Raw genomic sequence first — 25,591 nt, 5'->3', positions numbered from 1 at the left:
TATCTGATATCGCTTGGTTAATGATACGTATCATCGACCAAGATAGTACAAAACACCAGAGCAAAAAAAGCCCCGCAAAAGCGGGGCTAAAGACAGAGATTACAATTTGCTGTTCTAAAGCAAAGAGGCACACAACTTCATGTGCTTAATTGAACCCTATTCACGAGGTCACCATCACAGTAGTCGTGTATTCACACGCGCTCAAATACCGTCGCTATACCTTGCCCCATACCAATACACATGGTTGCCAGGCCAACAGTGGCATCTTTTTCACGCATAACGTTTAGCAAAGTCGTTGAAATACGGGTACCAGAGCAACCAAGTGGATGACCAAGAGCAATCGCACCGCCGTTCAAGTTCACTTTATCGTCGACAAGATCTAACAAGCCAAGATCTTTAAGTACAGGTATAGATTGAGCAGCGAACGCCTCGTTTAGCTCAACAATATCGATATCGGCAATCGTCAAACCTGCACGTTTTAGCGCTTTCTTCGTTGCCGGTACTGGACCGTAACCCATAATCGCAGGATCACAACCCGCTACAGCCATGCTGCGCACTTTAGCAATAGGTGTTAAGCCAAGCTCTTCAGCCTTTTGCGCAGACATCATCAACATAGCAGATGCGCCGTCAGACAAAGCAGAAGACGTACCAGCCGTTACAGTACCCACTTTCGGCATAAACACAGGTTTTAGTCCAGCCAAAGATTCCATAGTGGTTTCTGGTCGAATGACTTCATCCACTTCCACAAGTATCTTATTCCCATCAGAGTCATGACCTTCAATAGACACGATTTCATTATCAAAACGCCCTTGCAAAGTCGCTTCATGAGCAAGACGATGTGAACGTACCGCAAAGGCATCTTGGTCTTCACGGCTCACACCATGCATTTTTCCTAGCATTTCCGCTGTAACCCCCATCATCATGGAGGCTTTCGCCATATGTTTAGACAATGCAGGGTTAACATCTACGCCGTGCATCATACCAACGTGCCCCATGTGCTCGACACCACCTACAACAAACACATCACCTTGACCTGTCATAATAGCTTGAGCGGCCGTATGAATGGCTGACATAGATGAACCGCAGAGACGGTTCACGGTTTGTGCAGCGGCTGTAATTGGCAAACCAGCTAACAAAGACACAGCACGCGCCATGTTAAAACCTTGCTCAAGAGTTTGGTTAACACACCCCCAGATCAAATCTTCAACGTCTTTTTGATCTACATTTGGGTTACGTTTGAACAATTCTTTCACCAGCGCTGCCGATAAATTTTCTGCTCTTACATTACGAAATACGCCATTTTTTGTTTTACCCATTGGTGAGCGAACAGCGTCGATAATAACGACATCATTTGGATTCAGTTTCATAGAAATTCTCCTCTAGCCTATGGGAAATTATGCGCCGTAATAAGTATCGTTGTTCTTTGCCATTTCACGCATTTTCGCGGTTGGCTCGTACAACTTACCTAAGTGGCTGTATTTGTCTGCAAGGTCACAAAAAGCCTGCAGTCCCATTTGGTCTAGGTAGTGCAAAGCACCGCCAAGGTATGGAGGGAAACCAATACCGTAAATCAATCCCATGTCAGCTTCTGCTGCCGACGCCACAATGTTTTCTTCAAGACAACGTACTGTCTCAATACAAAGCGGAATCATCATGCGTGCCACAATATCGTCTTCACTCAATTCAGATTTCGAAACCACAACAGAGGAAAGCAAAACATCAATTTCTTCGTTAAAGATTTTCTTCGGCTTACCTTTACGATCTGGCTCATAAGAATAGAAGCCTTTACCGTTTTTCTGACCGAATCGCTCTAATTCAAATAAACGATCAACCGCATTGGTACCTTCATGCTTCATACGATCAGGGAAGCCTTCTGCCATTACCTGATCTGCATGATATGCCGTGTCGATACCCACTACATCAAGCAAATAAGCAGGCCCCATTGGCCAGCCAAATTTCTCCATCGTTTTATCAACGACTCGGAAATCCGCACCTTCCTGCATCATTAAAGAGAAACCAGCGAAGTAAGGAAACAACACCCGGTTTACAAGAAAACCAGGGCAGTCATTTACCACAACTGGTGTTTTACCCATGGCTTGGGCATAAGCAACCGTTTTGGCGATCGCTGCATCACTGGTTTTTTCGCCGCGAATAACTTCCACCAACGGCATACGATGCACAGGATTAAAGAAATGCATGCCACAGAAATTTTCTGGGCGTTTTAGATCTTTTGCCAATTCAGTAATAGAGATAGTGGATGTGTTCGATGTCAGAATAGCGTCGTCGGCTATTTTGGTTTCTACTTCACTCAACACAGACTTTTTGATCTTAACGTTTTCCACTACAGCTTCGACAACTAAATCAACATGATCAAATTCACCATAGCTCAATGCAGGAGCAATCGCATTCATGGCTTTAAAAGCTTTTTCCGTTGTTAAACGTCCTCGCTCCACTTGACCATTGAATAGTTTATTCGCTTCACTCAAACCTAATTCTAAGGCTTCAGGACGAATGTCTTTCATGATAATAGGAGTGCCTTTTGAAGCAGATTGATAAGCAACACCGCCGCCCATGATTCCTGCGCCCAATACTGCAGCCTGTTTAACTGGCGTCGCATTTTTCGCATATTTACCGGCAGTTTTCTTAATTTGTTGATCACTTAAGAACAAGTTAACCAGAGATTTCGCCACTGGGCCTTTAGCGAGCTTAATAAAGCCTTTGATTTCAGTATCAAGGGCCTTTTCCATTTCTTGGCCGATCCCTTTTTCAATGGTTTTAATTGCCGCCATTGGCGCAGGGTAATGTTTACCGGCTTTCGCACCAACGACACCGCGAACCGATTCAAACACCATCATTTTTTCGATAGGTGTAAATTCCATCGGCGCACGTAACTCATCACGACGAGCATGATAATCCAACTTCCCATCAAGCACTTGCTGAACAAGATGACGAGCAGATTCATTCACTTTCACAGTAGGTACAACCGCATCGACCACGCCATCTTTAAAGGCATCTTCACTGCGTTTTTGAGCACCGCCACAAATCCACTCACAAGCATTATCCGCACCAATAAGGCGAGGCAAACGAACCGTCCCACCCCAACCAGGATAAATACCCAATTGAGTTTCTGGCAAACCAATTTTCGCTGTGCTCGCCATAACTCGATAATCACACGCCAGCGCCAACTCCATGCCACCGCCAAGCGCAATCCCATTAATCGCAGCTACCGTTGGACAACATAGATTCGAGATGTCATTGAAAATACTGTGCGCGTGACGCAATTTATCGGCTAAATCATCGTCCTCAAGTTTGAACCAAGAGGTAAATTCTGTAATGTCTGCGCCCACAACGAAAACGTCTTTTGCGCTGGCAAAAATAACGCCTTGTAAATCATCAATGTGTTTTAGCGCAGTAACGGCTTCGGCCAATTCATTCAAGGTAAGACTATTGAATTTATTGACCGACTCACCGACCAAATCCAGAGTGACGGTTGCCACGCCGGCATCATCGACTGCAACCTTGACTGCTTGTCCTTCGAAAATCATGCTGGTCTCCAATTATTTTTATTATGATGACAGCCGCTCTTTAGCGTCCGTCACCCGGTATATAAGTTAGTTTTGTTACAAATTAGTTTCTAAAAAAGACTACAAACTCTTTTCCAATTCAGGCACAGCATCAAACAAATCAGCAACCAAACCATAATCCGCCACTTGGAAGATTGGCGCGTCTTCATCTTTGTTGATGGCAACGATCACTTTGGAATCTTTCATGCCAGCCAAATGCTGGATGGCGCCAGAAATACCAACCGCGATATAAAGATCTGGGGCAACAGTTTTTCCCGTTTGACCTACTTGTAAATCGTTTGGTACATAACCAGCATCAACAGCGGCACGTGACGCACCAATGGCTGCGCCCAGCTTATCAGCAACACCCTCCAGTAATTTGAAGTTATCGCCATTGCCCATGCCTCGACCACCAGAGATGATCACATTCGCTGCGGTCAATTCAGGACGATCAGACTCAGCCAATTGCTCTTTCACAAAACGACTGCGATCAGAGGCAATCACTTGAGAAAGCACTTGGCGTTCTGCGCTCCCCCCCGTACTCGCCGCGGCATCAAACCCCGTGGCGCGAACAGTCAATACTTTTACTGCATCCGTTGTTTTTACCGTCGCAATAGCATTGCCTGCGTAGATTGGACGAACAAAAGTGTCTGCAGATTCGACCTTTATCACGTCGGACAACTGAGCCACATTTAATAGCGCAGCCACACGCGGCAAGGTATTTTTACCTGTCGTCGTTGCTGGCGCTAGAATGTGCTCGTAGCTACTAGCGATTTCAACAATTAATTTAGAAACATTCTCCGCCAACTGATGCTCATAAACTGCATTATCAGCAACCAGAACTTTCGTAACGCCTGCCACTTGTGATGCTTGCTCAACAACGGTTTGACATTCAAAACCGGCAACCAAAACATGAACATCAGCGCCAATTTGTGTTGCTGCGGTCACTGTGTTTAAAGTCGCAGACTTCAGAGATTTATTATCGTGTTCTGCAATGATTAAAATACTCATGACACCACCTTCGCTTCATTTTTAAGTTTGTCTACTAACTCAGCAACAGAGCCCACTTTAATACCACCAGCACGCTGCGGTGGAGGAGTAACGGAGACAATACTAACGTTAGACCCAACTTCAACACCTAGATCAGCTGGCGCTTTTACATCCAATGGCTTTCTCTTCGCTTTCATAATATTAGGCAGAGAAGCAAAGCGCGGCTCATTTAGACGAAGGTCTGTAGTAACAACCGCTGGTAGCGTAATCGCTAAGGTTTGCAAACCACCATCAATTTCGCGGGTTACTTTTATTTCTTGAGATGTTTGTGCTTCGCCGTTTTCAACAACAACCTCAGACGCAAAGGTCGCTTGAGGGTAATCCAATAATGCCGCCACCATTTGACCAGTTTGATTATTATCAGAATCGATCGCTTGTTTCCCCATAATCACCAAATCAGCAGCTTCATCTTGAGCAACTTTGGCAATTAGCTTAGCGACAGATAAAGAATCTAAACCGTCTTCTGTTTCAACTTGGATAGCGCGGTCAGCACCTAGCGCCATTGCTGTGCGCAAGGTTTCTTGACAAGACTTTGAACCAACAGATACCACCACAACTTCAGAAGCAACACCTTTCTCTTTTAAACGAATGGCTTCTTCCACGGCAATTTCACAGAAAGGGTTCATGGACATTTTGACATTGGTAAGATCGACCGCTGTTTGGTCAGATTTGACGCGAACTTTGACGTTGTAGTCGATGACTCGCTTTACAGATACTAAGATTTTCATAAGCCCCTCGTATTTATTATTAAGTTCTGATGCATATAATCAACCTTGGTTTTTAGCCGATTAATAGCATGTAAATATTCCCTATCAATAGAACTCTTCACATACCCTCTATAGTAGTTTGGGAATGCTTTTCATCAATAACAAAAAAGCGCCAGTTAACTGACAAAAATATTCAAGCTCCGTTCAGATGGTGCATTATTTGTTAAAAGGCTCCAAACCTTTTCAACCGTGTTAGTCTAGCCTTAATAACAAAAAAGCCCCACTGATAAGTGAGGCTTTACAGAAATCATTAAAAGGTATTACTTATTGCGCGACAAAAACGCGGTAAAAGCTTGATGCGCTTCCGTTGAGCGTAACCGATCTTTAAAAATTCGCCCTTCTCGCATCAAGGCCATTTGCACATCATCCTGAGCTCGATACTTCAATAGATCCTTGCTTAATGCTACCGCTTCGACAGGGAGAGCTGCCGTTTTTTCTGCAAAATTCAATGCTACTTTATAGGCTTCGCCTTCTTCACATATATGGTTAATCAACCCCAATTCATATGCTTGCGTGCCATCAACAACCTCACCCAGAACAAGTATCTCAAAGGCTTTTTGGTGGCCCACTAACTGAGGCAATAAATGACTAGACGCCGCTTCAGGCACCAGCCCTAATTGCACGAACGGAAACTGCAATCGCGCTTCGCGAGAAGCAAGCACTAAATCACAATGAAGTAGCATAGTCGCCCCAACACCAACAGCTCGACCTTCAACCCCTGCTATAAGCGGTTTTTTATAACTACTTAACGCTTGTAAGAAAGCCATAATAGCTTCCATTTTTTCTGGTGTTTGAGCAATTTGTACAAATTCATTAATATCATTCCCGGAAGAAAAATCATTCCCCGCACCATGGATTAAGGTCACCTTTATGTCAGAGTTAAGCTCAGCTCGACGTAACGCATCCGTTAATGCCTGATACATATCTAGCGTAATGGCGTTTTTCTTTTCAACTCGGTCTAGGCACAAAATTTGTACACCAGACTCAATACTTTCAGTAACAAAACCACTCATTAATGGCTCCCTTATGATGGTAGTTTAAGCACCTGTTCATCAATCAATTTGCGCACCATTGGTCCGTCTTCAGACCAGCCATGGCAACTGTTAACGAGTTTAGTCACTGCCGATGAAACTTGCTCCGGATACTTTTCACCTAGGGGGCCCCACATTGTCTGGAACGCTGTTGTGGCCATAACAGGAAAGAGTTCCAAAACATGAGTACAGCCCACTTTTCCACTAAAGGTTTCTTTTAACCAACGACTCCAGCCAGGCTCAAGTCGAGTACCTTTTAGAATAGAAAAACTAGGTGCCGCACCTCCGCAGCTAGGAAAGGGATAAGAGTCCATAGTCACTGACACCTCTTTTATTAAAAAGGTGTCGTCTATCGTCAAACAAGCACGAATATCATGAAAAGGGCTGCCTTCAGGCAACAAGCTACCATCAAATTCACGCTTCACATCATAGGCTTTTAAATCCTGCATACTTGCCTCAATATCCCATAGACCGTCTTCCCGCAGAAAGCCAAAAGACTCAATACAGCGTCGATGCATTTGCTTGCGCTTAACCTGTGACATTGCCGCTCTCCCAGTGCTTCAAAAAACGTAGAAAATAAGACTTAAGCCTGCTCTTGTTCGCGCAAAGCACGACGTAACACTTTCCCAACGTTAGTTTTTGGTAGCTCTTTGCGGATTTCAACGAACTTAGGAACCTTATAAGCGGCAAGATTTTCTTTGCAGTATATGCGCAAGGCTTTTTCATCAAGTGTCTCAACATCTGCTTTTAAAACAACAAATGCTTTGACTGATTCGCCCGTCTTATCATCAGGCACACCGATAGCGGCCGATTCCAGAATCGAAGGATGAGAGGAAAGGCAATCTTCCACTTCAGTTGGATATACATTGAAACCAGATACAATAATCATGTCTTTCGCACGATCAACGATTTGCAAATAGCCATCTGAGTGCTGCATAGCAATATCGCCCGTGATTAAAAAGCCGTCTTCTGTCATAACTTCTCGGGTTGCTTCTTCGCGATTCCAATAACCCTTCATCACCTGAGGCCCACGTACGCATAACATACCCGATTCCCCTTGTGACAAAGCTTCGCCATCACGCCCTTGTATTTTAATGTCTGTTTCAGAAACAGGCAGTCCGATCGTGCCAATACGCTCCTTACCAATAGGGTTAAAAGAAACAACCGGTGATGTTTCTGTAAGGCCATAACCTTCCACTATTTTACAGCCGGTGATTCTTTCCCATTCATCCGCGGCAGCATGAGTCAGAGGCATACCACCAGAACAAGTCAGCTTAAGCGTAGAAAAATCAAGCGCTTTAAACTCTGCTTTGTTGCAAAGCCCCACAAACAAAGTATTTAATCCAACAAAACCGGTAAACGGCCATTTTTTCAGCTCTTTAACAAAGCCGGGCAAATCTCGGGGGTTAGGAATTAAAACGCTATGCGCGCCGCGTTCCAATAAGGTTAGTCCATGAATTAGAAAGGCATAGATGTGATAAAGCGGTAATGGGGCAATATAAACTTCGTTCTTATCGTTAATGATTGAGCTTAGTCTTGAGCTTAACTGATACATATTGGCAATCAAATTAGCGTGTGTCAGCATGGCACCTTTTGCGACACCGGTTGTACCACCGGTATATTGCAATACAGCAATATCGTCAGGCCTACCGCCAACTTTTGAAACTGACTTGCCATTGGCTTTTGCCAATGCATCGTTTAACGTCACGGCACCAGAAATATGATACGCAGGCACCATTTTCTTCACATACTTAACCACGGAGTTTACTAGCAGGCGCTTTAAAGGAGAGTGAAAATCAGCAATTTCAGTAATAATAACGTGCTTTATTGATGTTTTAGCCAATATTTTTTCGACGTTATGTGCCATATTAGCAAACACTACCAAGGCCTTGACGCCAGCGTCATTGAATTGGTGCTCAAGCTCTTTTGGTGTGTAAAGTGGGTTGGTATTAACAACAATCAGGCCTGCCTTCATAGCACCAAATAACACGACAGGATATTGAATAACATTAGGCAATTGTACCGCGATCCGATCACCGGGCATTAAATCCGTTTCGTGTTGAAGATACGCAGCAAAGGCGTCAGATTTTTCACCTAATTCACGATATGTCAAAGTGCGACCAACACTGGTAAATACAGGTCGATCTGCAAATTTTTTCGTTGCTAAGGCTAAAACATCATTCAAGGATTGATAGCCATGTGGATTCAGCGACTCTGGCAAATAGCTACCCGGTGCTTTTCCAATATTTGTATTGCTAGGAGATGAAGTATCCATAGTCATAATAAGCTCCGTTTGTTTTTTTTATTTAGGAGAAAGTGATCAAGCATAAAAGCTCAACCACATACAGTGCAGTTGAGCTTAAGAGCTATAAAATTGTTAAAAAATCCCTTATTGTGGGAAAATTTGAGTCAACTTCGTCGCTAGCATTATGTCTCCGTCAGCACGAATCTTTCCTTGCATAAAAGCCGCCATTCCATCTAATTCGCCGCTCATAACATCTTTCAAGGTATCTAAGTCCATATTAAGAGTGACGGTTGGATCATCATGCTCACCTTCTCCCATTTCACACTTTCCATCAATGATACTTAAGTAATAACTGCCATCATCGTCTAAGTCAAATTGAAAGACGGCCTCCATATCATCGGCTTCATCCGCATCAAAACGATTTAGCATAGATTCAAATACTGCTTTTGATTCACTCATAATATTAACCTCTTTAATCTTTCAAAACTTTAATTACCTAAGCAAAGAAAATGAATGCCTAAGTGATGATTTATTACACTAACTAGGCATTTAAGAATAAGAAATTATCTTCATCCATCGCCAATAAATTATCAGCTCCTGACAACATAGCTTCTACATGAGCACGAGTACGTGGCAATAAGCGCTCATAATAAAAAGTGGCCGTTTGTAGCTTGGCAGTATAAAAACCGACTTCATCCGTGCCTTCATCTAGTTTTGTTTGTGCTGTGACGGCCATGCGAGCCCAGAAGTACGCTAAGACGACATAACCAGAGAACATTAAATAGTCCACAGAAGCAGCACCGACCTCATCTTTGTTGCGCATCGCTTTCATGCCGACTTTCATCGTCACATCGCCCCATTCGCCATTCAATTTATCCAGTGCCGTGATATAAGCTTTTAAGCGTTTATCGCCTTTATGCTCTTTACAGAACTTATGAATAATTTTGGTAAAACGACGCAATGTAGCACCTTGTGTCATCAGTACCTTACGCCCCAACAAATCCAATGCCTGAATGCCCGTTGTGCCTTCATACAACATAGAAATACGGCAATCTCGAACGTTTTGCTCCATGCCCCATTCGGCAATAAAGCCATGCCCGCCAAACACTTGCAAACCATGGTTGGCAGCTTCAAAACCTGTTTCCGTTAAAAATGCTTTGGCAATTGGCGTCAACAAAGACATAAGTTCATCCGCTTCCGCTTTCTCGTCTGCTGTGCCTTTTTTAGTCGTATCTACCAACATAGAGCAGTAATGAATCAAGGCTCTACCACCTTCTGCAAAGGCTTTTTGCGTTAGTAACATACGGCGCACATCAGGATGCACAATGATTGGATCGGCCGCTTTTTCAGGCGCTTTGGGACCAGATAAAGAACGCATTTGCAGACGATCTTTCGCATAAGAAACGGAGTTTTGTAGTGCCCACTCTGCATGAGCCAAACCTTGCAAAGCGGTACCAATACGGGCTGTATTCATGAAGGTAAACATGCAATTCAAACCGCGGTTTGGCTCGCCAATAAGAAAGCCTTTTGCACCATCAAAATTCATGACACAAGTTGCGTTGCCATGAATACCCATTTTGTGCTCAATTGAACCACAAGAAACCTGATTACGGTCTGCCATTTCGCCAGCATCATTGACGTTATGCTTTGGAACAATAAATAAAGAAATACCTTTGGTGCCAGCAGGTGCATCAGGTAAACGAGCCAATACGATATGGACAATATTATCCGCCATATCATGCTCACCCGCAGAAATGAAGATTTTAGTACCCGTTATTGCATAACTGCCATCAGCTTGTGGCTCAGCTTTGGTTTTCAACATACCAAGGTCTGTACCACAATGAGGCTCAGTCAGGCACATGGTGCCTGTCCATTCACCAGACACAAGTTTTGTTAGATAGGTTTGTTTTTGCTCATCAGTACCATGTAATTCAATAGTATTCATGGCGCCGTGGCTTAAACCTGGGTACATGCCCCAAGACCAATTTGAGGTGGCAATCATTTCTGTCACCATCATACCAAGAGAGTCTGGCAGCCCCTGTCCACCCACTTCTTCAGGATGAGACAGTGAAGGCCAACCGCCTTCAACATACTGTTGATAAGCTTCTTTGAAGCCATCTGGCGTAGTCACTACACCGTCTTGAAATTGACAACCTTGTTGATCACCAACACGGTTTAGAGGAGAAAGAACACGCTCAGCAAACTTAGCACCTTCTTCCAGAATCGCCGCCACCATATCAGGCGTCGCTTCTTCGGCTCCCGGTAACTTGGCGTAATGTCCGTGAAAGTCTAGAACTTCTTCAGTAACAAATTTGATGTCGCGCAATGGCGCTTTATATTCAGGCATGGCCTATGACCTCTTATTGTTTTTATTCCATCCGTTCCAATAGGAACCTCTTATAGTGGAAAGGTTCCTCTATCAGAGCCTTTCTCTCAATAACAAAAGGTGCCAAAGTTAATGACAAAATAGACCAAGCTTAGTTTTTTACCCGTCAAAAAAAGAGAAATATCATAATTAAAGCCAATACAAGGCTGAGAAATATAATTAGCAGAACCTTATCAAAGCAATTCAGCGCAGCCTTTATAAACACATTCCAACCAATCACCCTCAATTCCACCGATACTTTCCAAGCAGCTACCGTCACACCAAGGGGATTTTTTTATTACAACCTCGCCTCTCGAAACATTGACAAAAAGCGCTTCGCTTGGACCAATCATAAACACGCCTTTAATTCGGTAAACACCATCAAGCCTAGACAGCCCCTCAATGATAGGCACTATTTTTTCTTGATCGAAATAATCTTGTTTGGGCCAATGCCAGCCGACAACCTGCATATCACCTTGTTGTTTATGGTAACTCGAACGCTTGTCTTGATTGGTTGCTTTAACTGCACCATGGGTATGGTGGTGAGAGGAATGAGATGAGTTTTTTTCAGTCACAACTTCGTCATTCGTTAGGTTTATCAGACCAATATCCAACGAGTCGACACCTAAAGTCATAGGATCGGACATAAAAAGAACAGGCGTTGGTATCTTTGAAGTAGGCGCCCCAAACCGTACTTTCACCCGATCAAAGTCTTCTTGTTGGTAGCAATCAACATGACTAAATACAATACCATCAGCTGACTCTATTTGATCGTTGAACATATCATGCTTGGTATAACGCTCATCATTCAAGTTACGGGCATCTAATACACAAAATGCCCCTGTCAATAAAAGCACATCGTGATAAGCAGCACCGCGTAACTGCTGCATAATTTGCTTGGGATGGCCGAGGCCAGATGGCTCAATGAAAATACGATCAGGATTATACTGACGAATTAATTGGTTTAACCCTTGTTGAAAAGCTGCAGACGTCGTGCAGCAAACACAACCACCAGGAACCTCACTAATTGCGACACCTAAATCTGCGTAAAATGCACCATCAAGGCCAATGTTGCCAAACTCATTCACCAATACGACCCAACGTTCATTTAAAGGCGACTGTGCAAGTAAATGACGAATCAGAGAAGTCTTACCCGCCCCTAAAAACCCCGTCACCAAAGTGACTTTTATACCTTGATAACGCATAGGGAAAAATTCTCAAAATGTATAAGCGAATATAATACTTGTCGTACCATCTGTTTTCTTTTTATCATCCAAGACCTGGCTATTATGAGTAATACCGTAAGAGGCCTTCATACTGAGGTTATCTCTGAGCTGAACACTAACCGAAGTTTCTGATTTCGAACGGGTATTTTTATTATCCTGCAACGCGGCTTCCGTACTTAAAGATTGCTGAAAAGTAGCATTCGAGCTAATTTCATACTCGTACTGCAACTCCACATGCACTATTGATGTTTCATCCTCTTCACCTTCATCAGTCTGACTGAAGGAATAACCCGGACCAATACTGTAATCTAAAAAAGAGCTATCGTCGGAAAATAAGCGCGCAGAATAACCAACAGACACCGTATTTTGATACTCATAACCACTAAACCTATCATCAGTATAAGACCCGTAGACAAATATGGAAGTGTTATTACTGCTTAACTTATAATCACTCTGAGCAGATAAGAACACCTTTTGTGCCGTTGTTTTAGTGTCAACTTCCCCCTCATTTCTACCTCTTTTATAAAGTGTATCTACCTGATACTTTGCTTTCCAAGCCATAAAATCTTGCTTAACGGTTGCCTTTGCTTTCACTGCCGTACTTTCTGTATTACCCGTGATGGAAATAACACCCAATTCTAATTCTGCACTCAAAGGCTCTAGAGGGGTAAAGGGGGTGTCAGCAGCATAAACGGCAGACGTAGAGCAAGCCAATACAGCAAGCGCGGCTCGTTTTATAGACTCCATTTGTATGCATTCCTTCTATCTCGTCAAACTGGTTCCATGATGGCTAAGAAAAGGAGGTTACAGAGAATGGAACAATATTTAGATTCAGGAAAAACAGACCTCTTACCTCCTTCCTAATCGCCAATCAGGTTTAAGAGATATTTTTGCATTGATACAAACTTATCACAGTCAAAATTCTGCTAACTATATGCAAAGTAATAGATAAGAAAACAACAGAGCCTTACACTTAAAAGCCTTACTTTTGAATATTAGAGCGAACCTTCACGTTATTATTAACATCTTTACTCTGGCGAATTAGTTCGTCGCCAGCGAACGATTGAACAGACTTAGCCAGGCGGTCATAAAGCAGAACGTTCACTGATGCGGCAAGATTCATACAACCCACCGTCGGAACAAAGACAACAAAGTCAGCTCTATCAACAACTTTTTGTCCTATCGTGCCGTCTTCTGGCCCAAAAATATATAAGGCCTTATCTGGGTGTTTAAATGCAGGTAAGGGTGTTGCACCTTGAATTAGATCAACACATACAATTTTAGTATCACCATCCACCGCATCAATTAAATCATCAACGCCAAGACTGTCCACATTTATTAAAGGAATGGAAGAAGTCGCTTTTTTGGTATCCGTCGACATTTTTTTTGCTCGATCATATCGATTACCAGAATACACAACTTGATTTACTTGATAGCAACCCGCTGCCCTCATCACAGAACCAACATTTGAAGGGCTTTTGGGATTAATTAACCCTACAGAGACAAACTCATTTTGCATCAAAAAACTCACCCACTCGAATTAAATAAGAACAAGGATAATATCACTTTTACTGATTAAACCAGCCATTCTTTATGGGGTTCTGGACTTACTAAATTTTACCTATTTCGTAGCAATAAATGAGAAAAAAGCTGCACAACTATCAACCCCCCCTTCCGCTCACCATTGAAATAGGTACACTAAAACCTATAAAAGATTAACAATATCATTCAGGTATCTAATGCATTTTTTCAGAAAACTTGGTCTAACTCTACTTGCAGCCGCCACATTTCAAACCCAAGCAGCCTCTGTCTGGAAAGTATCATCAGGTACCAATACGCTCTACATTGGCGGTACAATTCATTTACTCACGCCACAAGACTACCCTTTACCAAAAGCTTACGATAAGGCCTATCAAGCCTGTGACAGCGTTGTTTTTGAAACAGATATGGAAACCCTAGGAAACTCAGCTTTCATAAGGAAAATGCAATCAGAGTTGTCTTATTCCGATGGCACCACCATAGATCAAGTCATCTCACCAGACACCTATCGATCACTAAAAATCTATTTGAACGCCAGACAAATCCCCATTACTGCAATCCAACACCTAAAACCCAGTGCACTTGCTATTTCTCTCAGCATGATTGAATTAAAGCATCTCGGCTTTACCAGCGAAGGTGTTGATCAGTTCTATGCAAAAAAGGCGCAACAAGACCATAAACCTAAAAGCTGGCTAGAAGAACCCCAAGCCCAAGTTGACATGCTCAGCAACCTCAACGATCAAGACAATAACGAAGTAATTAACTACACCTTATCTGATATCAAAGATATGCCAAACACGATGAATGAGCTCAGAAAAAGCTGGCGAAAAGGTGATATGAAATCCATGGCAGACATCGAATTAAAAGATTTTAAGCAAGATTACCCTGAGGTGTATCAATCACTTCTAGTGGAGCGAAATAACCTATGGATGCCGAAAATTGAAAACATGCTCAAAAATGACGAAGTCGAATTCATCATGGTTGGGGCGATGCACCTTGCAGGTCCAGATAGTTTACTAACTAAACTTGAAGCTGTTGGTTACCAAGTCTCTAAATTATAACCCCCTCATTTACTGTGCCTTATACGGCAAGCCCCCAATAAACAGTAAAAACTCACAACATCAGTGTGTTTTTACTGCTAAATCCTGCCTTAACGATTATTTATTGCAATTTATCTCCCCAAATCATCTCGAATTTTTTATACTTGCGCCGAAATTACTTACTGACCAAATGATCAGTTACTAAATTATCCCGGCGCATTTTATTGTGAGGCGACTTAGGTCCGTAAATTCACAATAAAATAATCGCCATCGTCTACTAGCAAAAGGTCCCCCTCATGCTCGAACGTTATTTTCAACTTAAAGCGCACAACACCACAGTACGTAATGAAGTTGTCGGAGGTATCACTACCTTCCTAACGATGGCTTATATTATTTTCGTTAACCCTTCTATTCTTGCTCAAGCAGGAATGGATCAAGGCGCCGTATTTGTCGCAACCTGTCTTGCTGCTGCAATTGGTTGCTTGATTATGGGCTTATACGCAAATTATCCGATTGCTCTTGCACCAGGCATGGGATTAAACGCCTTCTTTACTTACGGTGTAGTCTTAGGCATGGGCTACACATGGGAACAAGCACTCGGCGCTGTTTTCTTATCTGGTATTCTTTTTATCTTTATCAGTATTTTTAAAATTCGTGAATGGGTCATAAATGCCATTCCGTCCTCGTTGAAACTAGGGATTGCAGCAGGTATCGGCCTTTTCCTCGCCATGATTGCGCTGCAAAATTCAGGCATTATTGTCGAAAACCCTGCCACCATGGTATCTCTAGGTGATTTATCTTCACCTTCAGCGATTTATGGCCTGCTTGGATTTTTTGTAATCTGTGCTTTGGCGTATTTGAATATCACTGGCGCTGTAATGATTGGCATTCTTTTCGTCACTGTTTTGTCAATTCTATTTGGTCAAAATGAATTTGGTGGCGTGGTTTCTATGCCACCCTCTGTTGCTCCTACTTTCCTTGCAATGGACATAGAAGGTGCTTTCCAAATAAGCATGCTAAGCGTGATCTTCGCTTTTTTCTTTGTCGATTTATTTGATACTTCAGGCACATTGATTGGCGTTGGTCAGCGTGGTGGACTACTAGATAAAGAAGGCAAACTACCTCGCCTTAAAAAAGCTTTATTAGCCGATTCCGGAGCAACTGTTGTCGGTGCTGCATTAGGTACCTCTTCAACAACAAGCTATATCGAAAGTGCTTCTGGCGTTGCTGCTGGTGGACGTACAGGGCTAACCGCTGTCGTTGTTGCATTGTTGTTTATACTAAGCTTGTTCTTTGCCCCATTGGCTGGATCTATTCCTGCTTATGCAACGGCTGGCGCACTAATGTACGTTGCAGTATTAATGACAAGCAGCCTAGCGCACGTAGATTGGGATGATATTACTGAAGCCGCACCAGTTCTAATTGCAGCATTCACAATGCCACTAACCTACTCAATCGCAGATGGCATTGCATTGTCTTTTATCAGCTACGCGGTGATCAAACTCCTATCAGGCCAAGGCAAGACAGTAGGCGTTGCCGTATACCTTTTAGCAGCCTTGTTTATCGCTAAATTCTTTATCTTCGTTTAAATAAGATAACGACATACCAAGACAAACAGGAGCAAAGTCACTCTTTGCTCCTGTTTGTCTTAATTTCAAGCATTACCACCTTCATTCCCGCCTAAACATTTTTGTAGTCGAACGAAAGTATCTACTATATTATGCGCCATCAAATTTCACCTACCCTATGACCTACTCGCCGAGTGAAAAAATGTCTGACAATGCGCTCTACACGGACTTATCCAACTATTACGATTTAATGTGTGCCGATATTAATTATCAAGCCCAAAGCAACAGCGCACACCGGCTTCATCAAATATTTGGAAATAGTGGAAAGCAGCATTTAGATTTGGCTTGTGGTACTGGTCCACATATTCACTATCTTAGCCAAGCCGGCTATCAATCTAGCGGCCTAGACATTAATCAACCTATGCTAGATATTGCTAAGCTGCGATGCCCTGGGGCGCGGTTCGAACTCGGTAATATGTGTGAATTTAATGTGGCCGAGCCCTACGACTTGATCACCTGTTTTTTATACTCGGTTCATTACAGTGGCGACATTAAAAACCTAACAAGTTGCATTCAAAGCGTATACAACTCACTCAGTAGCGGTGGCGTTTTTTGCTTTAATTCGGTAGATAAAAACCACATAGACAATAGCCTATCTGCAAAGCACAGTGTTGTGCATGACGAGAGTGAATTCTCGTTTGGTTCTTCTTGGTATTATTGTGGTGAAGGGAACAAACAGACACTAAAGCTAAGTATTGAAAAAGCCACTGCGCTACAAACTCAACGTTGGGCAGATGAGCATCCAATGGTGGCATTGAGTTTTAGTGAGCTTCAAGATTTACTAAAACCCTACTTTGACGTTCATATTTTTGAGCACGAGCATGACAAAATCATCCCCTGGAATCAGCAGTCTGGCAACGCAATCTTTGTGTGTGTCAAAAAATAAAGCAGACGACAGGTATAAACTTATGATTCAGTCATCGAACGATATTTTAGAATCAAAGCAATAATTTCATGATCACTAACGGAAGAGGATAAAGACTCATTAATAGAACGTCGCTGCGGCAAACGTATGTTGAATTTACTTTTCAATAACCCAACAACTTGTGTATCTGAATTGGGGTCAAAATTCTGGCTTGCAAAAATGCAAATGCGCTGTAGTACAAATTCTTTGGCTGTATCTATCATGTATTACCTATGGTTTTAGAAAAAAGCGACAAAGCTTTTTCCTTTTCTTGTTTTTACAAAACGAGTCTAAGCAAATAGACCAAACGCTTATTAACAAACTTCTTATTCAAATAAAATATAAAAAAGGCAAGGTGCGAGAGAGAAACACTCTCTGCGTTACTCAGTACTTTTAGGGGTAGCTTTTGGGAAAAGCAATTAACCGAATGCAGAATAAGAAAAATGCATTTCTAATATGAGCCGAATTAATCGCTTTGTCTACTAATAAACAGATATTTAAAGCGATTAGGGCGCTTTTTGCAGTGGCAAGGTTACTTCCACCAACAGCCCTCCTAATGAGCTTCGAGCGGCTTTGATCGTACCATTATGCTGACGAATTGCATTCTCTGCGATGGCTAAACCCAACCCCGCACCGCCACTGTGTCGATCACGTGCTGTGGAAACACGATAAAAAGGCCGGAAAATAGAGTCAAATTCATCATCAGGCACACCATCACCATCGTCCTCCACTCGAATAGATAACATATCCGAATGCACAGTCAGAGAAAACAACACTTGTTTTTTACCATAATGAATGGCATTACGAATAATATTTTCCAAAGCACTCATCAACAGCTGCGGATGACAATGAATCATTCGATGAGGAACCTCTGACATAAGCAAAGTCTTTCCTACTTGCTCAGCTTCAAATTGACTATCCGCCAATAAACCATCAAAAAGACTCGATAATGGCTGAATCTCTCGGTTCAAATGGCTATCTACTTGCACACTAGACAGTTCAAGCAGCTTGCCTATCATTTGCTCAAGGCGCTGAGCCTCAGTATCAATACGCGTTAAGTCCGTACTTTCACCCAGCTTTCGTTTTGCTAACGCCTGCGCCATTCTTAAACGTGTCAAAGGCGAGCGCAGCTCATGGGAAATATCCGATAACAAACGTTGCTGCCGTGAAATCATCAAGTTAACCGCTTCCACCATTTGGTTAAAACTTGCCCCTGCTTGGCGAAACTCTGAGGTGCCTTTTTCAAGTGCTGGATCAATTTCAAACACACCTTGTGCAACGCGCTGCGCTGCCCTTTCAAGCCGACGAGCAGGCTGACTCAAGGCCCACGCCAACCACAATAACAGCGGTGTGCTGACCAACATTACCGCCAACAACAACCGAAAAGGGTGATCAAACAATTGTAATAAAAAATGCGGAGGCTCACTCCAGCGGGCTCCGATATAAAGAAAATAATCGTGCTTAGCCAACCGAACAGGAAGTGGGCCAGAGATCAACGTCTTTCCATACAATTTTTGCTGGGGCTCCTGAGGGTTATCAATAGAAGTCACAAAATTGCGTAATGCTTTATAACTAAAGTCAGGACGGCGATCAGTCGTAATCACATTACCATCAAGGTCAGAGATAAAAAGGCGCAGCTTATTATCGTTTGGCCCACGACGAGACCAGCCTTCTAGACGATTCAGAACTTGAGTTAAATCTGGAGCAAAAGCAAAATTTTGCTCGATCTGATCGCGTATTTTCAGCATACGATCGTAATGAGGAGGCGAAATATCTCGTGACTTACGAGGATCTAAATGAGGCAGCGCCAGCACAGCTAAAATAACCAAAAACATGGTAAACCAAAAAATAGCAAAAATACGCCCATACAAACTCGTGATTTTTGGTAAGCGCATCAATCGCCCTCCACCAACAAATAACCGCGCCCACGTAAGGTTTTAATACGCGATTTGCCATTAGGCCAGTCTGGTAGCTTTTTACGTAAATTCGACACATGCATATCAATCGCTCGGTCAAAAGCGGCCAAGCGTTTGCCCAATACATCAAGACTTAGAACTTCTTTTGTTAACACTTGACCTGGGTGAAGTAAGAAATGATGCAGCAGAGCAAATTCAGTACTGGTCAAATCTAATAGATCGCCATTGCAATAGGCTTCAAGACGCCCCGGATAAAGCTTGATATCTCGGTACGTCACAAAATCATTTTGTTGCTGATTTTTACTTGTCTGAGTCCTACGTAAAATAGCTCGAATTCTAGCCAACAACTCGCGTTCACTAAAAGGCTTTGGTAAATAATCGTCTGCACCTAACTCAAGCCCCACCACACGATCAATCTCTTCACCTTTTGCTGTCAGCATTAAAACAGGCACATCCCATTTTTCACGCAACTGCTTTAAGGTCTCAAAACCATTGAGTTTAGGCATCATGACATCAAGCAAGATCAAATCCACGCTGTCGTCCATCGAAGCCAATCCCGCCTCACCATCATAGGCAGTAGAAACAGCACAATTTTCAAAAGATAAAACCTCTTTGAGTAAGTCACTCAACTCAACATCATCATCAATGATTAAAATATGTGGCATCAATAGTTCCTAAAACGGTTTAGATTAATTAGTAGCTAGCAAGCAAACACCTTGCTCATAGATAGTATTTTACGTCGAAATGCCAAGCACTATGCAGCCTTTACGATACTTTACCTAGCAGATACGCCACTTTACCTTACAACCTCTATTCTACTCCTATGCGTTCAGAACGCAGCAGTTATCAATAATCTGATCCCCTAAAATATATAAGGAAGAAAGTATGAAAATGGCAAAAAAACTTATTCTAGCCTCTGTAGTTTTACCACTAGTATTAAGCACTAGCGCATTTGCATTCGGCGGAAAAGACCACAAAGGCCCGCAAGAAGACTGTCGTCCAGGTCTAGACCGCGGCATGATGAAAGAGTTAAACCTAACAGACAATCAAAAAGAGCAATTCAAAACACTTCGCAAAAGTAACAAAGAAGAAATGAAAGAACGCTTCAAAGACAAAAAAGACCAAGAAGAAAACGCTCGTATGGCGCGATTCGATAAAATCAATGCTCTACTAACTGCCGATAAATTCGATCCAGCCAAGGCAACTGAATTGGCACAAGAAATGTCTCAAAAACACATTGAGCGTCAGGTCGATATGCTAAGTAAACAGTACAAGATGCTGAGTATTTTAACCCCAGAGCAAAAAACTAAGCTTATCGAAATGCAAAAAGACCGCTTAGAAGACTGTGGTGACGATAGACCTCGTCGTGATGACAGACCTCGTGGTGACGATATGCCTCACCGTCATGACAAAGACCGTCACTAAGTCACTTAGTGACTATTAACTATCACTACTGGAAAAGACAATAAGCGACTTAAGGGTCGCTTATTTTTTCTAAAACAATGTCTGACCACATCCTATCTTAAAGCATCAACTTAACTGCGTTTCCAAATTTTTGACACTGCTCGATCGCTTCCTAACAGTCCGACAATTTCACACACCAACCCTATTAGAAAAAACACCATAATAGGAATGATACCGGCCGCCTCACCTGTCATCAGCGTCATAACCAAAGAAACACTCGCAAGCAAAAAACAAAGCAACCCCAACACAATCAATATCGTTCGATGGGATGGCTTATAGTCAAACTCCCCTTCGCCAGACTCGAACACACCCAATACTGGGGAGCAGAGCTTTCTCATTGCTTTTTTCATAATACCTTCTTCATTAAATGGAGGAATCGATATACATTCAAAAAAATCGTCTATATAGAATACCTTATATATCATCAAGCTGGACGAAAAATTAGAAGTATAAGAAAAAACCTGAAGTCATTTGATTAAAGTTTATTCAAAACTAACCGATGGAGTACAGGTAGGAAACAATATAAAACTCAATGTCCATTCTCATTTATCAAATTAACGGAGAAATACATGAAGAATATTATTGCCACAGGAGTTGCAGCGACAATAATTTCCCTATCTATGAATACGCATGCCTCATCAATGACATTCGTGGACTACACATTAGGTACCGTGGACTATGATGCAGGTTCAGATGACGGTGATTATTCCGCACTTACGGCTTCTATTGAAACACCCATCATTCCGATCATCTCAGTAGAGTCCATAGACCTAAATGACTTCGACATTTTAAAAGCAGGCCTAGGCTCTTCCATTGATGTTGGCAGTGCGAGCAATATCTATGGCCTCATTCACTACAACGACTATGAAGGCAGCACAGATTCAGATTTTAGTTTTAGAGTTGGCATTAACAGTACGATATCAGATCGTCTGGAAGTAAGATTGTCACACACGCTTTATTCTGATCAAGATGGCTTAGACAATACCAAATTGTCATTAGGCTATTATTTGACCCCGCACTTCTCGCTGTCAGGAAACTATCAAATAGCAGACAACTTCAACATTATGTCTGCAACAGCTCGATTGAGCTTTTAAAGCAAGATCCTTGATCGTAAAAAGGGTTGAAACATAGTGTTTTAACCCTTTTTATTTTATTCAATATCGTGTTCTAGTAAAGAAGTACATACCCATATACGATTCTATTTCTTATCAGTATTTATTCATGCGTCTCTCTGATAATCACCACGTCGTTTATTAGATACCCAGAAAGGCAATTCTCTGTATTACTATCACTACACAGTGTAATAACTTGATGATTAAAATGATTCATTAAGATGCTCTACTAATGTAGTCCCTTGATATTCTCGTCTAAACCAGCCTTGCTCAGCTAATGCAGGCATGACCTTCTCAAAAAATAATTGAGCAGATTGAATGTGACCACCGGGTATAGCAATGAAGCCGTCTGCAGCACCAGCCGATATACGCTCGATAATGCTGTCTACCGCGTCTTCCGCTGTTCCGATGACTAACCAGTGGGATGAACCGCAGACTTCGGGGCGTTGTAGAAAGGTGTTTACACTGGGGTGTTCTCGGATGATGTATTGTCGCATAAGGTTACTGTGGGTTTGGCTGCGGACTGGTCTGGTCAATTCAGGTAGATCGGTTTCCGTTAGGACATGGTGATCGTCATACTCTCGCAAGTTTAAGCCAATGGCTTCTTCAACATAAGCATAGCGACGCTCAAGGTCGAAACCTGCATGCGTGTCGCGGTAACAGGTCTCGGCTTCTTTGCGTGTTTCGGCGAGGTATAAGCTTAACCCAGGCAATACTTTAATTTCGTTTGGATCTCGGCCCAGTTGTGCGGCTCTTTTTCTCAAGTCCTGCCGTAGTTCGATGCCGGCTTCTAAATCGGGAGTCGCGGCAAACACTGCGCTGGCGACTTTAGCGGCAAAGGCACGTCCTTGATCGGAGGCACCTGCTTGAAATAAGGGAATGTCACCGAAAGGCGTAGCTGGTGTGCTAAGTGGGCCTTTGACATGGAAGTATTCGCCAGTGTGCTGAATGGGTTGAACCTGTTCGATATCGGCAAATTGCTTGCTGTGTTTGTCCATTTTGAGGCTGCTATTTGGGTAGCTATGCCAGAGTTTCTGAACCACTTCTAGATGTTCTTGCGCTTTTTCATAACGCTGCTTTGATGGCGATAATGGGCTTTCACCGAAGTTTTGTTGCCCTTCAATAGCGGTAACGAGGTTCCAGCCTGCACGGCCTTGGCTTAACCAATGGAGTGATTGTAATTGTCGTGCGACAACATAAGGCGGTAGGAAGGTGGTAGACGCGGTGGCGACTAAACCGATTTTTTGAGTATGGCTGGCGATCGCGGACAGTAAGACAAAAGGGTCGAGATTGCTAAAGCCGGGTTCGGTCGCCAAAGGAGCGGTTTTTAAAAAGAGTGTATCGGGGCGAAAAACGAAATCGAGTTTGGCTTGTTCGGCTTGCTTAGCAAGATCAAGGTAAGGTTGGAGGTTGAATAGTTGCTCGACTTGGCTGTTGTCTCGTCGCCAGCCATTTGCGCTTAGCCAGCCCATGACTAAGGCGAGACCGATATGGATACTAGATTGACTCATAATGCCTTTATCGGTCTCATATTGCCCTATGAGACCGATACCTTAGTGATTAAAATTGATAACGGATAATGGTTAAAATTGATAGCGGATAGTGGCTTTCGCGGCGCGCTCTGCCCCTGGGATATTGAATTGACCTGAATCACCAACGCGAGCGTAGTACTTCTCATTGAGTAGGTTATCAATATTCAGCTGTGCGCTTAGTTCTGGAGTGAATTGGTAAGACATCATAGCGTTGACCACTTCGTAAGCACTGGCATCGGCACCGGAATCGTTTTCGATTTTGCTCAAGGTGTTCAAACCAAGACCCACATTCAATTTTTCATTTACCTGGTAGCTACCCCATAGGTTGAACATGTGCTCTGGCATATAGCTAATCAGTACGTCATATGAGCTTTCTTCAATAATGTCCGTATCAATGTAGCTGTACCCCGCGATGACTTTAAAGTCTTCTGTTACCTGACCAATGATTTCAATTTCAGCACCTTGCATTCGGCGTTTACCGGTTGCGATGAATTCTCGTGAAGAATTAACACCCCAGGCGTTTTTATCATCAATTTGATACAGACTAAAGCGTGCTTGAATGGCGTCATCTAGGTAGCTTGATTTGATGCCCAACTCGACTTGCTTGCCTTCACGTGGGTCAAGTACGTCCCCATTAGCATCGACATATTCTTGAGGAACGTACAATTCGGAAGCACTGGCGTACAGGCTATGAGAATCATCGAGATCGTATACTGCGCCACCGTACCAGATGGCTTTGTTGTCACTGCGTTTTGTGGTTGAGTCAGTGAGTTTGTTGGTGTTGGTAATGTCCCATTGGCTGGCTCTGCCCCCTGCAATGATAGCCAAATTGGCGATCGGACGAAGGGTTAACTTGCCATATAAGCCAGTTTCTTCTCGTTGAACATTGCTATAAGAGCTTGCACCATTGGTTGCTAGGATATCGTAATAAGCAATGCTACTGAGGTCTGACACGGCGTAAGTGGTGCCTGCTCGACTTTTGTATTCGCGTCGGTCATCTTCAAATTTTTTATAATCCGCGCCCATCACGAATTCGGAAATCGTTCCCATAAAGTCAAAGGGTTGGCTGTAGCTGGCATCGACAACAAAGGCCTTTTGTTCGACATCGCCTGCGTAAGGGAGCATGGAAACGGTATCTGTCGAGCTAATGGCGGAACCCGCATACATATAATTCCAGTCACTGGTGTTTTCTCGGTAACGCATCCCCACTTTGCCATAGCCACCATTAGCAAAAGAGTGAGTGAGGTCGGCAAAGAAGTCATCACTTTCCATAGTGAAACTGTTCCAACTTGGGGCGTAGTAATCGTGATTTGGCAGGCTTAATAAATTGCCGTTTGCATCCAGTGGTAAGCCATTGTTGGGCGTAACATCGCGGGCTTGATGAAGGAACCCCAACCCCAATGTGGTGTCGTCGTTTAGGTCGATGTCGACCGCTGCGTACAAGGTTTCGTGATGTTCCGACTTGTCAGTTTCTTCCGGTGTTTCGCCAAAACCGTTGATGACTAAGCGGCCACGGACGCTGCCGTCGTCATTGAGTGGTGACCCAATGTCCAGCCCTGCTTCATATTGCTCATTGGTGCCTAGGCTGACTTCCGCGTTGCCTTGAAACTCATCTGTGCCACGTTTTCGAATGAGGTTAATGATTCCCCCCATTTCTCCGCTGGCATCGAATAAGCCTGATGGGCCTCGCATAATTTCGATGCGGTCAAACGCCGCTAGGTTAGGCATGGTTCCCAATCGGCTTTCCATCTGAGCGGGAAGACCGTCCACATTGTACTCAGAATATTTATAGCCACGCGCAATGACCGATGAACGACCTCTTTCGTTTGGCAGCATTCTCAAACCAGGGGTATTTTCAGCTATTTCTTCCAAGGTATCGGCATTTTGATCTTTGATACTTTGATGAGTAATGACGCTCACAGATTGAGGAATGTCACGTAGAGTAGCGGGGGTTTTGCTACCTACGGTTGCACCATTCACAGTGTAGGATTCTGACTCTTCAGATGCTTCTTCTTGGTAGAGCTCATTCCCTTCAACGGTCAGGGTTGATAAGCGAATTTGGTTTTCGGCCCAAGTAAATGAACTAAAGACCATGCAAGAGAAAAGCGTGGTAAATGCAAACTTAGGGTATTTTGACATTTTTATTCCTTGTATAATTTTTCTCATTGCTAATGAGAAGGGTTATCGTTTACATTTATTATATGCCAAG

Annotated in this window: 23 protein-coding genes; 5 read left to right on the top strand and 18 right to left on the bottom strand. The window is 43.1% G+C overall.

Annotated features, from left to right (window positions below):
• Positions 1–191: 191 nt before the first annotated feature.
• The 12 genes from fadA to DFP80_RS01055 form a co-directional block, all read right to left on the bottom strand.
• Positions 192–1,367: an acetyl-CoA C-acyltransferase FadA gene (gene fadA / locus DFP80_RS01110; RefSeq protein WP_113914969.1), complete on the bottom strand. Its 1,176-nt coding sequence runs from the start codon at positions 1,365–1,367 to the stop codon at positions 192–194.
• Between the two features lie 27 nt (positions 1,368–1,394).
• Positions 1,395–3,545 carry a fatty acid oxidation complex subunit alpha FadB gene (gene fadB / locus DFP80_RS01105; RefSeq protein ID WP_113914968.1) on the bottom strand — a complete coding sequence of 717 codons (2,151 nt, stop codon included), beginning with the start codon at positions 3,543–3,545 and terminating at the stop codon, positions 1,395–1,397.
• A 99-nt stretch (positions 3,546–3,644) separates the two neighbouring features.
• The gene (locus tag DFP80_RS01100; protein ID WP_113914967.1) at positions 3,645–4,574 is read right to left on the bottom strand and encodes an electron transfer flavoprotein subunit alpha/FixB family protein; all 930 of its coding nucleotides are present in this window, start codon (positions 4,572–4,574) and stop codon (positions 3,645–3,647) included.
• Positions 4,571–5,341: an electron transfer flavoprotein subunit beta/FixA family protein gene (locus tag DFP80_RS01095; protein ID WP_113914966.1), complete on the bottom strand. Its 771-nt coding sequence runs from the start codon at positions 5,339–5,341 to the stop codon at positions 4,571–4,573. The genes DFP80_RS01100 and DFP80_RS01095 overlap by 4 nt, the downstream gene beginning before the upstream one ends.
• Positions 5,342–5,640: 299 nt before the next feature.
• Positions 5,641–6,393, bottom strand: coding sequence for an enoyl-CoA hydratase-related protein (locus DFP80_RS01090; RefSeq protein ID WP_113914965.1), 753 nt, complete (start codon positions 6,391–6,393; stop codon positions 5,641–5,643).
• An 11-nt stretch (positions 6,394–6,404) separates the two neighbouring features.
• A complete protein-coding gene (locus DFP80_RS01085; RefSeq protein ID WP_113914964.1) occupies positions 6,405–6,953 on the bottom strand; it encodes a DUF2889 domain-containing protein in 549 nt (182 codons plus the stop codon).
• A 41-nt stretch (positions 6,954–6,994) separates the two neighbouring features.
• Positions 6,995–8,692, bottom strand: coding sequence for an AMP-binding protein (locus tag DFP80_RS01080; protein ID WP_309472352.1), 1,698 nt, complete (start codon positions 8,690–8,692; stop codon positions 6,995–6,997).
• Positions 8,693–8,800: 108 nt separating this feature from the next.
• Positions 8,801–9,115, bottom strand: coding sequence for an SCP2 sterol-binding domain-containing protein (locus DFP80_RS01075; RefSeq protein WP_113914963.1), 315 nt, complete (start codon positions 9,113–9,115; stop codon positions 8,801–8,803).
• Between the two features lie 82 nt (positions 9,116–9,197).
• A complete protein-coding gene (locus DFP80_RS01070; RefSeq protein ID WP_113914962.1) occupies positions 9,198–11,003 on the bottom strand; it encodes an acyl-CoA dehydrogenase C-terminal domain-containing protein in 1,806 nt (601 codons plus the stop codon).
• Between the two features lie 212 nt (positions 11,004–11,215).
• Positions 11,216–12,226 (bottom strand): CobW family GTP-binding protein, encoded by a 1,011-nt coding sequence (locus DFP80_RS01065; protein ID WP_113914961.1) that lies wholly within the window; start codon positions 12,224–12,226, stop codon positions 11,216–11,218.
• A 12-nt stretch (positions 12,227–12,238) separates the two neighbouring features.
• Positions 12,239–12,994, bottom strand: a complete 756-nt coding sequence (locus DFP80_RS01060; RefSeq protein WP_113914960.1) for a DUF481 domain-containing protein — start codon at positions 12,992–12,994, stop codon at positions 12,239–12,241.
• Positions 12,995–13,229: 235 nt separating this feature from the next.
• Positions 13,230–13,766: an RNA methyltransferase gene (locus DFP80_RS01055; RefSeq protein ID WP_113914959.1), complete on the bottom strand. Its 537-nt coding sequence runs from the start codon at positions 13,764–13,766 to the stop codon at positions 13,230–13,232.
• A 220-nt stretch (positions 13,767–13,986) separates the two neighbouring features.
• On the opposite strand from DFP80_RS01055, the gene DFP80_RS01050 reads away from it, so the two are divergent.
• The 3 genes from DFP80_RS01050 (at position 13,987) to DFP80_RS01040 (ending at position 17,340) form a co-directional block, all read left to right on the top strand.
• Positions 13,987–14,847, top strand: coding sequence for a TraB/GumN family protein (locus DFP80_RS01050; protein WP_113914958.1), 861 nt, complete (start codon positions 13,987–13,989; stop codon positions 14,845–14,847).
• 275 nt (positions 14,848–15,122) lie between these two features.
• Positions 15,123–16,415: an NCS2 family permease gene (locus DFP80_RS01045; RefSeq protein ID WP_113914957.1), complete on the top strand. Its 1,293-nt coding sequence runs from the start codon at positions 15,123–15,125 to the stop codon at positions 16,413–16,415.
• A gap of 181 nt (positions 16,416–16,596) precedes the next feature.
• Positions 16,597–17,340, top strand: coding sequence for a class I SAM-dependent DNA methyltransferase (locus DFP80_RS01040; RefSeq protein WP_113914956.1), 744 nt, complete (start codon positions 16,597–16,599; stop codon positions 17,338–17,340).
• Positions 17,341–17,360: 20 nt separating this feature from the next.
• On the opposite strand, the gene DFP80_RS01035 is transcribed toward DFP80_RS01040, so the two are convergent.
• The 3 genes from DFP80_RS01035 to DFP80_RS01025 form a co-directional block, all read right to left on the bottom strand.
• A complete protein-coding gene (locus tag DFP80_RS01035; RefSeq protein ID WP_113914955.1) occupies positions 17,361–17,582 on the bottom strand; it encodes a hypothetical protein in 222 nt (73 codons plus the stop codon).
• 282 nt (positions 17,583–17,864) lie between these two features.
• A complete protein-coding gene (cpxA, locus tag DFP80_RS01030; protein ID WP_113914954.1) occupies positions 17,865–19,253 on the bottom strand; it encodes an envelope stress sensor histidine kinase CpxA in 1,389 nt (462 codons plus the stop codon).
• A complete protein-coding gene (locus tag DFP80_RS01025) occupies positions 19,253–19,939 on the bottom strand; it encodes a response regulator (RefSeq protein ID WP_113914953.1) in 687 nt (228 codons plus the stop codon). Before DFP80_RS01025 ends, cpxA begins: the two co-directional genes overlap by 1 nt.
• 220 nt (positions 19,940–20,159) lie before the next feature.
• On the opposite strand from DFP80_RS01025, the gene DFP80_RS01020 reads away from it, so the two are divergent.
• Positions 20,160–20,699 carry a CpxP family protein gene (locus tag DFP80_RS01020; protein ID WP_113914952.1) on the top strand — a complete coding sequence of 180 codons (540 nt, stop codon included), beginning with the start codon at positions 20,160–20,162 and terminating at the stop codon, positions 20,697–20,699.
• Positions 20,700–20,809: 110 nt separating this feature from the next.
• Here the strand turns inward: DFP80_RS01020 and DFP80_RS01015 are convergent, their stop codons facing one another.
• On the bottom strand, positions 20,810–21,088 hold the full coding sequence (locus DFP80_RS01015) for a hypothetical protein (protein ID WP_113914951.1): 279 nt from the start codon (positions 21,086–21,088) through the stop codon (positions 20,810–20,812).
• A 219-nt stretch (positions 21,089–21,307) separates the two neighbouring features.
• On the opposite strand from DFP80_RS01015, the gene DFP80_RS01010 reads away from it, so the two are divergent.
• Entirely contained in the window at positions 21,308–21,832 is a 525-nt protein-coding gene (locus tag DFP80_RS01010) for a hypothetical protein (RefSeq protein WP_113914950.1), read from the top strand.
• Between the two features lie 221 nt (positions 21,833–22,053).
• On the opposite strand, the gene DFP80_RS01005 is transcribed toward DFP80_RS01010, so the two are convergent.
• Positions 22,054–23,361 carry an NtaA/DmoA family FMN-dependent monooxygenase gene (locus DFP80_RS01005; protein WP_113914949.1) on the bottom strand — a complete coding sequence of 436 codons (1,308 nt, stop codon included), beginning with the start codon at positions 23,359–23,361 and terminating at the stop codon, positions 22,054–22,056.
• A gap of 72 nt (positions 23,362–23,433) precedes the next feature.
• Positions 23,434–25,521: a TonB-dependent siderophore receptor gene (locus DFP80_RS01000; protein WP_158601335.1), complete on the bottom strand. Its 2,088-nt coding sequence runs from the start codon at positions 25,519–25,521 to the stop codon at positions 23,434–23,436.
• Positions 25,522–25,591 lie beyond the last annotated feature (70 nt).

The sequence above is a fragment of the Marinomonas rhizomae genome (assembly GCF_003315485.1).
GTDB classification, from domain to species: Bacteria; Pseudomonadota; Gammaproteobacteria; order Pseudomonadales; family Marinomonadaceae; genus Marinomonas; species Marinomonas rhizomae.
Note: the sequence above shows the minus strand (reverse complement) of the source record. Positions and strands in the feature narration are given on the sequence as shown.